The organism is Aquimarina besae (assembly GCF_042434905.1).
Taxonomy (GTDB): Bacteria; Bacteroidota; Bacteroidia; order Flavobacteriales; family Flavobacteriaceae; genus Aquimarina.
The window spans coordinates 176424-190744 of sequence record NZ_CP170199.1 but is presented as its reverse complement, the minus strand read 5'-3'; the positions used below and the strand labels follow the sequence as shown (position 1 = coordinate 190744).

Sequence of the window (14321 nt, the reverse complement as noted above, 5' to 3'; positions counted from 1 at the left end):
TGTGAAGCTTAGATTACTCATCAAGTTTTAACATAGTAAGATCTTCTGCAAATAAACATAAAATTTAAAAAATGAGACAATTAAAAATTACTAAACAAGTTACAAACCGAGAATCAAAATCACTTGAGAAATATTTACAGGATGTATCTAAATTACCACTGATTACTGCAGATGAGGAGGTAGAATTGGCTCAACAAATCAGGGAGGGAGATCAAAAAGCATTAGATAAATTGGTAAATGCAAATCTTCGTTTTGTAATTTCTGTGGCAAAGCAATACCAAAATCAAGGATTAAAACTTTCAGATCTTATCAATGAAGGTAATATCGGCTTAGTGAAAGCAGCCAAACGCTTTGACGAGACCAGGGGATTTAAGTTTATCTCTTACGCCGTTTGGTGGATCAGGCAATCAATCTTAAAATCACTTGCAGAGCAATCAAGAGTTGTTAGATTGCCACTTAATAGAATTAATACAATTAGTAAGGTCAAAAAAGCGATATCTTCTTTAGAGCAAAAACATCAGCGACATCCTAGTAATCAAGAATTGGCAACAGAGTTAGATCTTCCTATAGATAATATAGAAGAATCTGTTCGAAATGCCAGTAAAAATTTATCAATGGATGCTCCTTTAAAGGAAGGAGAAACATCAAATCTTTATAGTTTGGTAGCTCACAAAGAATCTACTAATCCCGACAAAAATTTATTATTGGAATCTTTACAATCTGATGTGGATAAAGCCCTTGACCGATTAACAGAGAAAGAAGCAAATATTATTCGTCTTTATTATGGGATTGGATCATTTGACTCGATAAGCTTATTCGAAATTGGAGAAATATTTGATCTAACCAGAGAAAGAGTAAGACAGATTAAAGATAGAGCAATAAACCGTCTGAGAAGATCTTCGGACACAAGAATATTAAGAACTTATTTGGGATAAACAAACTGAAATATGCTAAAAATAGAAGTAAAAGAAGGAGAAAATATAGATAGAGCATTAAAGCGCTATAAAAGAAAATATAGAAATGTAAAACAGTTGCAAGAATTAAGAGAGCGCAGTTATTACAAGAAAAAGTCTACCCAAAGAAGAGAACAGTTTAAAAAAGCACAGTACAAAGAAAAATATATTAGAGAGCATAGTGATTTGTAAGCATTCTCTCCAACAATTAAAACCAGATGTCAATCTTTCAAATATTGAATAAGTTTAATGAAATTGATAATTATTAAAAGAAAAACGAAAACGAAAACTACGTATCATCACGAAATAGGTAAACTTACTTCAAAAGTTACTTATGTAAAAAAATATTTCTTTGGATTACCGATTAAAACATTGCGTAGATACAACGAATCCTGCTATAGTGAACCTATAAATTATGGGGGTTATGTATTGTTTCTATGACTTCTTTATGAAAGTTTAAAAACAATAAATCTATAAAATTATAAGATACAATGAAGGTATTAGTAATTGGAGCAGGTAATATGGGATTAACATATGCCGAGGGAATGTCTAAATCAAAACTGCTCAAGAAAAAAAACATAATGGTTTTAGACAAATCTGAAGAAAAAATTGAAGAACTCCATCAAATTTCTCATTTTGATGCTTTTAAAAAACTAGAAGATTGTGTTCCCAAGGCAGATATAATTTTTATTGCAGTAAAACCACATCACGCCGAAGACTTATTTAAAAAGATTCGCTCTCTCGTAATATCGGATCAAATTATAATTTCAATAATGGCTGGGGTTACTTTGGATATGATCAGAGATTTATCTGGGTTAAAAAAGGTAGTTCGAGCAATGCCTAATTTACCAGCAAAGGTTGGACTAGGATTAACTTCTTATGTTGCCTCTCCAGATGTGTCTCGAATAGAACTTCTTACTGTCGAGAGTTTATTGAGTACTACCGGGAAATCAATACAGGTAAGTAACGAAAAATTTATTGATGCTTCTACGGGAATTTCTGGTAGTGGACCGGCTTATGTATTCTATTTCATGCAAAGTATGATGGAAGCTGCTTTACAAATGGGATTTTCGAAAAATGATTCAACCGTGTTGGTGAGTCAAACATTTACGGGTGCGATTGAACTTTTCAATCAATCTAGCTTATCTCCTAATTCCTGGATGGAAAGAGTAGCTTCAAAAGGGGGTACAACTCAGGCAGCGCTTGACTCTATGGACGATAATAATGTAAATGAATTAATTAAAGAAGCCGCCTTTGCCGCCTTTAGTCGCGCTATCGAACTAGGAAAAGAAAATCATAATGTATAAAGAAAAATTGTCATCAAAGGCAGTACTAATCTAATTACTAAGCAGAGCACCAATAATTTTGATGCTCTGCTCTAAGTCTAAGCCTGATTTATTCTTCTACAGAGAGAGTGTCTGAAACTTCTTCATTTTCTTCTATTTCATTTTCTTCCTCTTGATCATCATTTTCTTCTATTTCATCTGATAAGGAGTTTTCTTCTTCATTATACTCTTCTTCTTTTTGTGTCGCTGTTTCTTCTGTTTCAGTCTCTTCTTTTAATTCTTTTTTGGTTTCTCTACAAGAGATAGAAAACACTAAGAAAAGAGCAATAACCCAAAAGCTTTTATTCATTTTCATTATAAAGGTGTTTTTGAAATTAATCCAATAATTCTAAATCTGTAATGGTTCTAACCGTATATGCCTGTTCATCACCATCTTCGTCAACTTCGGTTTCAGTTTCAGAAATGAAAGTAATACTAAATGTTTTACCACTGTATTTTTCGTCGCTTAGATTGTATTTTGTTAATACTCCATCATTCGCTTTAGAAAAAAGCATAATATCTTCTTCATTATTTTCGTCTGTAATATTGAATATGAAATTTTCTCCGTCAAAAGTGTCAAATACTCCGGTTATAGTTTCTGTGTCCTGATCAAGACTTTCCTGAGCATTTGTGTGTAGACTACAAAAAAATAACAGGATCATTGAACATATTGTGTATATTGGTTTTTTCATTTTATTTAAAATTTAGTTTTTATGCTTATATATTGTTTGGTTCCAGATTTTTGTCACTTCAAGTCTGGGGGCTTTTAGTAGGCTATCTTTTGGATACCTTCGTGTGATAGAGGAACTTGATATTTGTTTTTTACATTTTATTCAAGATTTTAGCTAGAAGAGCCCGTACTCAGAGATTTTGTTTTAAGCAAGTTCTAGTTTTTCAATTTTGTACCATACAAAATCTTCATCATCATCTTCTATATATTCAGAATATGTAATTTCAAAACTTTTACCTTGAAATGTATTCGATTTTAGATCAAATTTTCGAATGGTCAATGGCGATGCTTCTTCAAAAACTAATGTATCTCCATCGTCCATAATAAACTGGAAGTACCCGTCATAGTATTTCTTAAATACTCCGTACTCCACATTTTGGTTAATAATCGAGCCTTTCATTTTATTGTGTTTTATGGTTAATCTTACAAGGTTTGAATAGTTCTTTGATTATTTTTTTATCCGACTTGTTTAAGGATTTTATGGCATCTTCCCAGTACACCCATTCTATTTTTCTAAAATTTTGTGGTTCTGCAAGGATAAATGGATTTGAATATTCTTTAGAAACAAAATAGTGTTTAGTAAGTCTATTCTTTTCGTCTTGATCTATAGTTATAGAAGTATGATATTTTAAATGTTCTGAAGAAAGCCTTACAGATGTTTCTTCATATGTTTCTCGGATCAAAGCTTCTTCTGGCGATTCTCCCTTTTTGAGAAAACCGCCTATAAGACCGTATTCAAGTTCGTTACTGACTTTCTGGAAAAGAAGTAATTCATTTCCTTTATATATAATGAGTCGTGATTTTTCTTTATGCTTCCTTATTTTCATCTTTATATATTTTACGTAGTAAGTCTGATGTTATAGTAACACTAGCTTTTTTTTGTCATTTCTTTCGTAATAATTAGATCTTATGGACTCCATTTTTGCCTCACCTTTTTCTATACGTACAATTAGTGACCATAAATCTTGATCGATTAGTACCTGCAAAGGTTGTTCAACTTTTGAAACGTATCTGAAAGCGCTAAGAAGTTTCTTATCCCAGAGTTTGTGATATTTCAACAGGTCATCAGGATATACTATTTTACGTTTTGTACCTTCTTCTATTCCTCTAAAAGGTCGATCTATATTAAGGTAACCATAATCATCGGTTAGCTGTTCTCCAGGATAAATATCTCTGATCGCAAGTTCAAAATTATATGCAGTAGTAAGGCAATTTGAATTAAAACTATGATTGACAAACCTTCCGTTGTCCCAACATAATACTAGATTTCCTCTATTATTTTTGTAAGCATATGTTTCAAAAATATCTTTGTAAACAGGCTCCATGTTTTCTAGTTCGTTTGGGGTAAACTCGCGGTCTAACTTATCTAAAACCCAAGTAATAGTACCTTTTGGAATAAATTCTTTGGCTATAACCCCATAGCCAATATCGTTATTGATAAATTGTATTTCTGTTTTTGGATGTATCATCTGTATCTTGTTTTAAATCGAATTGATGGTTTTTTTCATTTTGATCTAAGTATATCTTCTTGCTGGAAATATTTGTCTGTAGTGTTCCTTACTAATTATAAGCTTGGAAAAGTATACTCGTTAAAGAAAAAAAGAAATTAGGTTTATCATATTTATTAGGTTAGTTGTATTGCAAATAATTCATCTTTGTTCTTGAAATTTTTAAACTCTACCATGTATCCATTAGGATCTTTAACAAAAAAAGATCCGTGTTCTCCTATATTTTGTTCAAAAAAAGTAGCTTTTTTAGTCACCTCTAAATTCATCGAGATTAATCTCAGATACAGCATATTCCATCTTTCGGAGTTCACGATGACTCCAAAGTGAAAGGATGGTAATACTTGGTCACTTAGGCGATAGCTTTTAAAACTAAAATCAAAAGCCCCGGCCTTGGTAAAAGTTATTTGATTTCCGTGTAGATTAATATCAATCCAGGTGTTTGAAGATCTTCCTAATTGAGCTCCAAGTTTATACACATAAAAGTGTTTTGTTTTTTCCAAGTCTTCACAAGGAAGAGCAAGATGGAATGAGGCATTTTTCATTGTTCATCATTATTGTTTTATGTTTGATTTTCCGAATTATTCTTATAAGATACGCTCCTTTACATCTCTTAAATCATCTAAATATGTTGATGTTTATTCTAGAATTTTGTTAGAATGAACCGGAGATCATTACTAAGCTGTATTTTCTTTATTTCCCTCAATTTGGTTGAAGAAAATATGTTATTGATAAAATCTTAATCTATTTTGGAATTTGATTCATCGTTCTATTTCCCAAGAACTAGAAAATAAATGATTAATAAACTTTTATAGCGACAACATAGGGGTAATTGAACCGTTGTACGTTCAAAGAATTGAAGTGCAGAATAATTTTTTTTAGAAGTCAGCCTTAAAATTCGGATCCCCATCCTTGAGGCAGCTTTTGGAGTAGACTTCTTTATCCTCCTAAGCCCGAATCTGAAAATAGTTTCCATTTATGTAGGCAATGCGTCTGTATTGATCAGACTCATTATCGATTATATCAAATGTAATAAAAAAGTAATATCGCAATCAATTTTTCTTTAAAAAATCCAAAGTATTACTTTATTTAAATGAAGTCAAAGAAGATAGAATCAAAACTATTTATGTATTTGTACGGTTTAATATAAAAAAGTTGCGAAAGTATTAATCTTCTTCATAGACTCAATGAAATGAAAGCAGGTGTATACAAAAAAAGCTTCAGAAACATTCTAAAGCTTTTAGTGGTTTAGCAAATTTGATTAAAAATAAATTGGCTAACTTTTGTTTACGGAGTGTCTTCTCCTTCTCCTACTGGTTCTTTTCCTGTACTAAGCGATCCCCACTTGAGCGTAGTATGAAACTTTACGTATACTGGATCTTCATTCCTTAAGGTGTCAATCAGTGACTCCATTTCAGCTTCATGGAAATAAATGTTTAGAATATTATTGGAATGCTGCACATTTTGTGGCAATGCTTGTCCGTCTTTAATAATCCCAAAATATCCTAAATATTTATTGTTAGCATCGTATAAGTATATGAATGCTACTTGTTTTCCTCCAGAGTAATTACTAATAATTAAGGTGCTATAATCTTTGATTTTGTGTGAAACTACCATTTTTGTTTGTTTTAAAAGTTAAATTTTATATCCGTACAAATGTAGATGATAGTATTTATTAAAATAAGGGTTAAAAAACTGATTTTCAAATAGTTGTTTTCCTGTTTAAATAGTGTTTTAAGAGAAGATATTTGTTTTGACTAGTAATTCCTATTTCCTGTCTACTAAATAGTTATACTCTTCAAAATCAAGTGATCCTTGAAAAAATTTTATTGACTTTTTAATGAGTTTCAAAGCCTTTTCTTCAGAAATGAATTAAAAATAAGATTAAAAAGAGCTAGAATTAAAGCCTTTGAAGGGCACGATATGATTCGCTAAATACGGTTCTTTTTAATCATAGTGTTCTTCTTCACTGTCTTCAATCTCCGTAATCTCATCGTCTAATATTTCAATTCCTTTTTGAATAACCAATGCATTTGGTAATGTAATATTACGACCATCATCGGTTTTCATAAAAAGATAAAAACCTGTAATATCCTTTACCTGTCCGGTCCAATCAAAATCTTTATCCAAAACTCTTATTCGGTCACCGATTCGTAAAGGATGACTGAAAAATAGAATTACACTAGCCGTTAGGTTCGAAAGAATAGACCATTGGGCAAAGAAGCCGACACCAAGTACCGCCAATATTGAAGAAATGAATAAGGCAAATTGTCGATGATCTACTCCCCAAATAAGTGCAAGTAGCGAACCTGCCGTTATATAAATAACAAGATAGCTTAAGTTAAAGATAATTTTTCTGCGGTTAACATCTATTGATTTAACAAAACTAAACCTTCTTATGGCTCTTTTAGTTAATAAAATTGCCAGTATAATGGTAGAAACCAAAATTAGCGTTAAAAGAAGCTCTTGCTTATATACCAACATGTATAAAATAATATTTGATGATTTAAACGGCAAAAATAAAACACATTAATGAATGGGCGATATCTTTATAAATTATTTATGTTTTTTCTATTTCCATTCGGATAGTATAAGCAAAGGTAAGGGACTATTAAAGCTTATCTTATCTACAACGTCTTCTTCTAATAGTTTTTGAAAAAAGTTGTGTTTATGATGTATCAGTGCAATCAAATCACTTTCTGTATATTTAGCAAAATCTTTCAACGCATTTGTTTCGGATGTTTCTACATCAATTTTGCAAAAAATATAGTCAAGATTGTTAAATAAGCTTTTCAGAGTTTCCTTATTCTCTTTTTGACGATCTGTTAAATATTCTTCTTGCATTATTCTTGCAATATTAATTTTTGAATTATTAGCAATCGCGATATCTATTAGTGGTTTTAATTCTTTCTCAACAAAAGCTCTTTTAAAATTTGTGGAAAATGCAATAACAGAAGGTAGTTTAGATTGGTAATTTTGGGGAACAACAACTACAGGGCAGTTTTCGATACCATTGATAACTTTGACAGCATTGCTACCCAGAAATACTTCTTTACTGCCTTTTGCACCTTTTGTACCCATCACAACAAAATCGATTTTGTTTGTCAGGATAGCGGCGTTCATTTCCTTTACCAAACTACCAGTTTTAGAAATAATTTGGAAAAAGTGCTGCCCATTATTATTTTCTTTCCTAGCTATATTCAAAAAATCTTTTAGATCCTGTTCTTCATTGTCCGACATCCCATCGAGTATAGAAGTATGCTGTTCAGAACTTATCAGGTTTGAGGAGGTACTGATATATACGTGCATCAAATAAAAAGTGGCGGCATCATTAGAAAATAATGTTTTCGCATAATTTAATGCATTATAGGCATTGTCCGAAAAATCTGTTGGAATCAAAATATGTTTCATCATCATAAAGTTTAGGCTATTAATAAATGTACAAAATAAAACTTCAACAAAAACCGATGAATAATACTTGAGGTTAAGATTATTTTTGATAATGATTGCTTAGTTAAGTTGCTTAATACCAGATATCAATAAAAAATGATCAAAAAAAATACTAAATAATGTTTTGGTATTACTTTTTTAGTATTTTTAACCTTACGAATGAGTCAACTAAAAAGACGCATTGCCTACATAAATGAAACCGTATTTCAGATTCGGGCCTAGGAGAATAAAGAAGTCTACTCCAAAAGCTGCCTCACGTTCGAGGAACCGAATTCTCAGGCTGACTTCTGAAATTCATACAGCATTCTTGCTCCTAGAGCCCAAGATGTTCATGCCTGCTACTATTTTTATTTTTCGTATCTGAATTCTTAGAGGTTTTCCTTTTACCAGGCTTAATTACATTCTAAAATATTTATTTATAAAACAATGAAAACCAAATATATTGATCTAATCGATCAAACATTTTATTTTCCGCAGGAAGAATTTACCCTGGAAAATAACGAACTGCATTTTCATGGTGTAGATTTAATGGCTTTGATAGCTCAATATGGAGCGCCTTTAAAATTTACATACCTCCCAAAAATATCAGAGAATATTAACAGAGCAAAAGAGTGGTTCAATACTGCTATAACCGCAAATAATTATGCAGGTAGTTATAACTATTGCTATTGTACCAAAAGTTCTCATTTTAAACATGTCTTGAACGAGGCTTTAAAGAATGATATTCATATAGAAACTTCATCAGCTTTTGACATCGATATCGTGGAAAAGCTAAAAGTTGAAGGTAAGATTACAAATGATACCTATGTAATTAGCAATGGTTTCAAACGGGATCGATACGTTAAGAATATTGCTAGATTAATTAACAATGGGCATCACAATTGTATTCCAATAATTGATAATTATGAAGAATTAACTTTGTTGAGTGATGAAATTGAAAAAGATTTTCAGGTTGGTATACGGATAGCCTCTGAAGAAGAACCAAAATTTGAGTTTTATACTTCTCGTTTAGGGATCGGGTACAAAAACATCGTACCATTTTACAATAATCAGATTAAAGGAAATGCTAAGGTAAAACTTAAAATGCTTCACTTTTTTATCAACACGGGTATTCGCGATACAGCTTACTACTGGAATGAGTTGCTAAAGTGTCTTAAAGTATATATCAATCTTAAAAAGATTTGTCCTAGTCTGGATAGTTTGAATATAGGTGGTGGTTTTCCGATTAAGAATTCTTTGGCGTTTGACTATGATTATCAGTATATGATTACTGAAATCGTAAGTCAAATTCAAAAAGCCTGTGAAGAGGCTCAAGTAGATGTTCCAAACATTTTTACAGAATTTGGTAGTTTTACGGTGGGCGAAAGTGGAGGAGCTCTTTATGAAGTATTATATCAAAAGCAGCAAAATGATCGTGAAAAGTGGAATATGATCAATTCATCATTCATAACTACCATGCCGGATACCTGGGCGATTAATAAACGTTTTGTAATGTTGGCCGTGAATCGATGGAATCGCGAATATGAACGTGTTTTGTTAGGTGGGTTAACCTGTGATAGCGATGATTATTATAATTCTGAGCAACACATGAATGCTATTTATTTACCTAAATACAAAAAAGAAGAACCTTTGTATATTGGTTTTTTTAATACAGGGGCCTACCAAGAAACTATAGGAGGTTTTGGAGGATTACAACATTGTTTAATTCCGCAACCTAAACATATTTTAATCGATAAAGATGAATTTGGGAATATAACGACAGAAGTTTTTGTAGAACAACAAACTTCTGAGCAACTGTTGTCAATTCTTGGATATCAAAATAAGATATCTCAATCTCAAAGTGATGATCCTGAGAAAGAGGTTCTATTACAATCAAAGTAAGCAATTAATCAAAGTATTATATTAAAAATGAAAACTAATAAGACGTACGCCGGCATAGAAGAAAAATATGCTAGTTATGAAAAATCCAAAGTAGTTTTAATTCCGGTTCCCTATGATGGAACCAGCACATGGGGTAAAGGAGCAGATAAAGGTCCAGAAGCTTTTTTGCATGCTTCCGAAAATATGGAACTTTACGACATCGAAACGGATACCGAGGTGTATAAACAAGGGATCCACCTAGCAGATCCGGTAACCGATACCAGCTCTCCCGATACAATGGTAGCCGCTGTACATAAATTGGTAAAAACAAACATCAAACGTAACAAGTTTGTTACGACCTTTGGAGGAGAACATTCTGTTTCTATAGGTGCCATTCGTGCATTTAACGAATGTTTTGATGATCTTACGGTACTTCAGATTGATGCACATGCAGATTTGAGAAAAGAGTATGAAGGCTCTCGTTATAATCACGCTTGTGCATTATACGAGGCGAATGAAACTACAAACTTAGTTCAGGTAGGAATACGAAGTATGGATGTTTCAGAGAAGTCAGTCATGAATGAAGAGAATGTATTCTTTGCACACGAAATGGCTACAGATGATTATTGGATGGACAATGTGGTTGATCTTTTAGGAGATAATGTATATATCACTTTTGATTTAGATGCTTTGGATCCATCTATTATGCCCAGTACTGGTACGCCAGAGCCTGGAGGATTGTTTTGGTATGAGACCTTAGAGTTTCTAAAAAAGGTATTTGAAGAAAAAAACGTAGTAGGTTTTGATATCGTAGAACTATGCCCTAACGAAACAGATAAATCATCTGATTTTCTGGCTGCAAAGCTTTATTACAAAATGCTAAGTTATAAGTTTTTTGAAAAAAATGTAGACGAAGAGAATGACAACCTTTATACAAATCAAAAAGAAAATAACATCAACAAATTAAAATACGATCAGGATGAAGACTAAAGGGGCGATCTCACAATTCATAGAAAAGTATTATTTGCATTTTAATGCTGCTACGGTTGTAGATGCTGCCAAGTCCTATGAGGAACAAATTAATAATGGATCTAAGATGTTGGTTTCTCTTGCAGGTGCTATGAGTACCGCAGAATTGGGAAAGATATTTGCAGAAATGATCCGTAAAGAAAAAGTTCATATCGTTTCTTGTACAGGTGCAAATCTGGAGGAAGATATCATGAATTTGGTAGCTCACAGTCATTATCGTAGAGTTCCTGAGTATCGAGATCTTACACCACAACAAGAATGGGATTTGTTAGAAAAAGGATTGAATAGGGTTACGGATACTTGTATTCCTGAAGAAGAAGCTTTTAGAAGGCTGCAACAACATATCTTTAAAATCTGGAAAGATGCAGAAGACAAAGGAGAACGTTATTTTCCGCACGAATTTATGTATAAAATGCTGTTGTCAGGAGTACTAGAACAATACTATGAAATTGATATAAAGGATAGTTGGATGTATGCTGCTGCAGAAGCAAATTTACCAATGGTGGTTCCAGGATGGGAAGACAGTACTATGGGTAATATTTTTGCCAGTTATGTAATGAAAGGAGAATTAAAAGCCAGTACCATGAAGTCGGGTATTGAATATATGACCTTTTTAGCAGATTGGTACACAGACAATTCGGAAAATGGAATAGGATTCTTTCAAATCGGAGGAGGTATTGCAGGAGATTTTCCTATTTGTGTTGTGCCTATGTTATATCAGGACATGGAACGAACAGACACCCCTTTTTGGAATTATTTCTGTCAAATTAGTGACTCTACTACGAGTTACGGGTCGTATAGTGGAGCAGTGCCTAATGAAAAAATTACCTGGGGGAAACTGGATATAAACACACCCAAATTTGTTATAGAATCGGATGCAACCATTGTAGCGCCGTTAATATTTGCTTATTTATTAGATATGTAAAGTTATGAAAGGATCAAGAAACAGTAATCTTAAAAGAGTCATTGTCGACTTTAAAAAATTAAATAACGATATTCTCGACTTGTTAGTAGAGAAATATCCTGATGGATATGATGAAGACGATATTATCACTTTCAGGAATGCACAGAACGAAATTGTAGAATGTGTAGAGGTTAAAACTGAAGATACTTTATATTTGGTTAAAGTCAGTAAACGTTTGGTAGCAGCTATGGAAGATCACGAAGAAGAAAGTGATGATAATTCTGATATAGAAGTTCCGGATGAAATGGATGATGATGATGATGATTAGATCCAAAACCAATATTTCTTATGAAAAAAGCTGATTTTCATCTCGCTCTTCCTTGCGATGACCTGGAAGCAACTAAAGACTTCTATGTTTCTAAAATTGGAGCGTCGTTGGGAAGACATACAGATACTTGGATAGATATTAATTTGTTTGGAAACCAGATTACGTTTACCAAAGCGGGAAATTTTAGTTTTGATTTTAAAAATTATCGACTAGGAGATCAGGTTTTGCCATCTTTCCATTTCGGGGTGATTGTCGATGTGCAGATTTGGGGAACATTATATTCTAAGCTTTTTTCAATGGATTTGGAAGTAACCGCAGAAACTACATATTTTCTAAATAAAACCGGGGAACATTTATCTTTTTTTGTTAAAGACCCAAATGGATATCAGGTAGAGTTTAAAAGCTTCAAAAATGAAAATGAAGTTTTTGAATCTATGGATGGTCTAGGTTAGGTCATTTAATTTATTAGTGTTATTTTATCTTTGACAATTTTTTTGAACACTTAAAAAAGGAAGTCACAAAACAAAATCAAGTGAATATACAAGATATAGAAAATATAGAGCTTAAATTCCTGAATCTAGATGATTATCAGGAGCTTAAAGAAGCTATGATACAGGCTTACATTAGAATGCCGGATGCTTATTGGAAAGAGTATCAGATTAAATCTTTAATCAATAAATTCCCCGAAGGTCAAATTGTAATTAAGGTAAATGGGCAAATTGCGGGTTGTGCGCTTTCGCTTATTTTAGATTATGATCAATTTGATAATAGTCACACCTACAAAGATATTACAGGTAATTATACATTTGACACACACACCAATGATGGAGATGTGCTTTACGGAATTGATGTATTTATAAAACCTGAGTTTCGAGGTTTAAGGTTAGGAAGAAGATTATACGACTACAGAAAAGAGCTTTGCGAAAAACTAAACTTACGCAGTATCGCATTCGGCGGTAGGATACCGGGGTACCATAAGTATTCGAATACCATTACTCCTAAGGAATATATCAACAAAGTAAAGCGTAAAGAAATCAATGATCCTGTTTTGAATTTTCAAATTTCAAATGACTTTCACCCAGCAAAGATCTTAAAAGGATATCTGGAAGGTGATGAGGATTCGAATGAATTTGCAGTCTTAATGGAATGGGATAATATTTATTATCAAAAACCGTCTAAAAAAGCTGCTACCAAGAAGAAGGTAATTCGATTAGGTTTGATTCAATGGCAAATGAGGCCTTACAAAGATTTAGATGAACTTTTGCAACAAGCAGAATACTTTATCGATGCGGTTGCTGGATATCGATCAGATTTTGCATTATTTCCCGAATTTTTCAATGCACCATTGATGGCAGAGAATAATCATATGTCAGAATCCGAGGCCATTCGTGAATTGGCAAAACATACAGAAGCGATAGTGCAAAAGTTCTCAGAGTTTTCAATTTCATACAATATCAATATCATTTCCGGTAGTATGCCAGAGATAAAAGAAGGTAAGCTGTACAATGCAGGATATCTTTGTAAAAGAGATGGAACCATAGAAAGGTATGAAAAATTGCACGTTACACCAGATGAGGCCAAGGTTTGGGGAATGCAAGGAGGAAACGAGTTAAAAGCGTTTGATACCGACTGTGGGAAAATAGGTATTTTAATTTGTTATGACTCAGAATTTCCAGAATTAAGTCGTTTGTTGGCGGATGAAGGTATGGATATCCTATTCATTCCGTTTCTAACCGACACACAAAACGGATATTCCAGAGTTCGTAATTGTTCGCAAGCCAGAGCTATCGAAAATGAATGTTATGTAGCTATTGCAGGTAGCGTGGGCAACCTTCCTAATGTACATAATATGGATATTCAATTTGCCCAGTCTATGGTGTTTACGCCTTGCGATTTTTCTTTTCCGAGTAATGGAATTAAAGCAGAAGCAACGCCAAATACAGAAATGATATTGATTGCTGATGTTGATATTGATCTTTTAAGAGAATTAAACCAGTTTGGCGCTGTTCGTAATTTAAAAGACCGTAGAAAAGATATCTTTCAACTCACTAAAAAGTAAAGCATAAGCTACAACACTTTTTTAGAGGATATAGTGTTGATACTATTGGACAGTAAAAGGATGATAATACATTTAAAAAAATGGTGGTAGAACTAATAAGTTTTACCACCTTGTTTAATAGCTTGCTTAAGTACAATTTTTCTTCATTTCGTTACCAAAAATCACTCAAATTGACGCT

General features: G+C 32.7%; 18 protein-coding genes. 9 read left to right on the top strand and 9 right to left on the bottom strand.

Going from position 1 to position 14321, the window contains the following annotated elements:
- Positions 1 to 71 precede the first annotated feature (71 nt).
- The 3 genes from ACE94K_RS00910 (at position 72) to proC (ending at position 2260) form a co-directional block, all read left to right on the top strand.
- The gene (locus tag ACE94K_RS00910; RefSeq protein WP_378178608.1) at positions 72 to 935 is read left to right on the top strand and encodes an RNA polymerase sigma factor RpoD/SigA; all 864 of its coding nucleotides are present in this window, start codon (positions 72 to 74) and stop codon (positions 933 to 935) included.
- Positions 936 to 947: 12 nt separating this feature from the next.
- Positions 948 to 1145, top strand: coding sequence for a 30S ribosomal protein S21 (rpsU, locus tag ACE94K_RS00905; protein ID WP_378178605.1), 198 nt, complete (start codon positions 948 to 950; stop codon positions 1143 to 1145).
- A 299-nt stretch (positions 1146 to 1444) separates the two neighbouring features.
- Positions 1445 to 2260 (top strand): pyrroline-5-carboxylate reductase, encoded by an 816-nt coding sequence (proC, locus tag ACE94K_RS00900; protein WP_378178602.1) that lies wholly within the window; start codon positions 1445 to 1447, stop codon positions 2258 to 2260.
- 88 nt (positions 2261 to 2348) lie between these two features.
- On the opposite strand, the gene ACE94K_RS00895 is transcribed toward proC, so the two are convergent.
- The 9 genes from ACE94K_RS00895 to ACE94K_RS00855 form a co-directional block, all read right to left on the bottom strand.
- Positions 2349 to 2594: a hypothetical protein gene (locus ACE94K_RS00895; protein WP_378178599.1), complete on the bottom strand. Its 246-nt coding sequence runs from the start codon at positions 2592 to 2594 to the stop codon at positions 2349 to 2351.
- Positions 2595 to 2613: 19 nt separating this feature from the next.
- On the bottom strand, positions 2614 to 2970 hold the full coding sequence (locus tag ACE94K_RS00890) for a hypothetical protein (protein WP_378178596.1): 357 nt from the start codon (positions 2968 to 2970) through the stop codon (positions 2614 to 2616).
- A gap of 183 nt (positions 2971 to 3153) precedes the next feature.
- A complete protein-coding gene (locus ACE94K_RS00885; RefSeq protein WP_378178593.1) occupies positions 3154 to 3408 on the bottom strand; it encodes a hypothetical protein in 255 nt (84 codons plus the stop codon).
- A gap of 1 nt (position 3409) precedes the next feature.
- Positions 3410 to 3835 (bottom strand): NUDIX hydrolase, encoded by a 426-nt coding sequence (locus ACE94K_RS00880; RefSeq protein WP_378178590.1) that lies wholly within the window; start codon positions 3833 to 3835, stop codon positions 3410 to 3412.
- Positions 3836 to 3865: 30 nt separating this feature from the next.
- On the bottom strand, positions 3866 to 4477 hold the full coding sequence (locus ACE94K_RS00875) for an SET domain-containing protein (RefSeq protein WP_378178587.1): 612 nt from the start codon (positions 4475 to 4477) through the stop codon (positions 3866 to 3868).
- 155 nt (positions 4478 to 4632) lie between these two features.
- A complete protein-coding gene (locus ACE94K_RS00870; protein WP_378178584.1) occupies positions 4633 to 5058 on the bottom strand; it encodes a VOC family protein in 426 nt (141 codons plus the stop codon).
- Positions 5059 to 5800: 742 nt separating this feature from the next.
- Positions 5801 to 6130 (bottom strand): hypothetical protein, encoded by a 330-nt coding sequence (locus ACE94K_RS00865; RefSeq protein WP_378178581.1) that lies wholly within the window; start codon positions 6128 to 6130, stop codon positions 5801 to 5803.
- Positions 6131 to 6460: 330 nt separating this feature from the next.
- On the bottom strand, positions 6461 to 6997 hold the full coding sequence (locus ACE94K_RS00860) for a mechanosensitive ion channel domain-containing protein (RefSeq protein WP_378178578.1): 537 nt from the start codon (positions 6995 to 6997) through the stop codon (positions 6461 to 6463).
- A gap of 87 nt (positions 6998 to 7084) precedes the next feature.
- Complete coding sequence (locus ACE94K_RS00855) at positions 7085 to 7924, bottom strand: universal stress protein (RefSeq protein WP_378178575.1); 840 nt, start codon at positions 7922 to 7924, stop codon at positions 7085 to 7087.
- Positions 7925 to 8389: 465 nt separating this feature from the next.
- On the opposite strand from ACE94K_RS00855, the gene ACE94K_RS00850 reads away from it, so the two are divergent.
- From ACE94K_RS00850 to ACE94K_RS00825, 6 genes are all read left to right on the top strand, one after another.
- Positions 8390 to 9844, top strand: coding sequence for an arginine decarboxylase (locus ACE94K_RS00850; RefSeq protein WP_378178572.1), 1455 nt, complete (start codon positions 8390 to 8392; stop codon positions 9842 to 9844).
- 27 nt (positions 9845 to 9871) lie between these two features.
- On the top strand, positions 9872 to 10813 hold the full coding sequence (speB, locus tag ACE94K_RS00845; protein ID WP_378178569.1) for an agmatinase: 942 nt from the start codon (positions 9872 to 9874) through the stop codon (positions 10811 to 10813).
- Positions 10803 to 11777 (top strand): deoxyhypusine synthase family protein, encoded by a 975-nt coding sequence (locus ACE94K_RS00840; protein WP_378178566.1) that lies wholly within the window; start codon positions 10803 to 10805, stop codon positions 11775 to 11777. The genes speB and ACE94K_RS00840 overlap by 11 nt, the downstream gene beginning before the upstream one ends.
- 4 nt (positions 11778 to 11781) lie before the next feature.
- Positions 11782 to 12084 (top strand): hypothetical protein, encoded by a 303-nt coding sequence (locus ACE94K_RS00835; protein ID WP_378178563.1) that lies wholly within the window; start codon positions 11782 to 11784, stop codon positions 12082 to 12084.
- A 20-nt stretch (positions 12085 to 12104) separates the two neighbouring features.
- Positions 12105 to 12536: a VOC family protein gene (locus tag ACE94K_RS00830; protein WP_378178560.1), complete on the top strand. Its 432-nt coding sequence runs from the start codon at positions 12105 to 12107 to the stop codon at positions 12534 to 12536.
- A gap of 80 nt (positions 12537 to 12616) precedes the next feature.
- Positions 12617 to 14143, top strand: a complete 1527-nt coding sequence (locus ACE94K_RS00825; RefSeq protein ID WP_378178557.1) for a bifunctional GNAT family N-acetyltransferase/carbon-nitrogen hydrolase family protein — start codon at positions 12617 to 12619, stop codon at positions 14141 to 14143.
- Positions 14144 to 14321 lie beyond the last annotated feature (178 nt).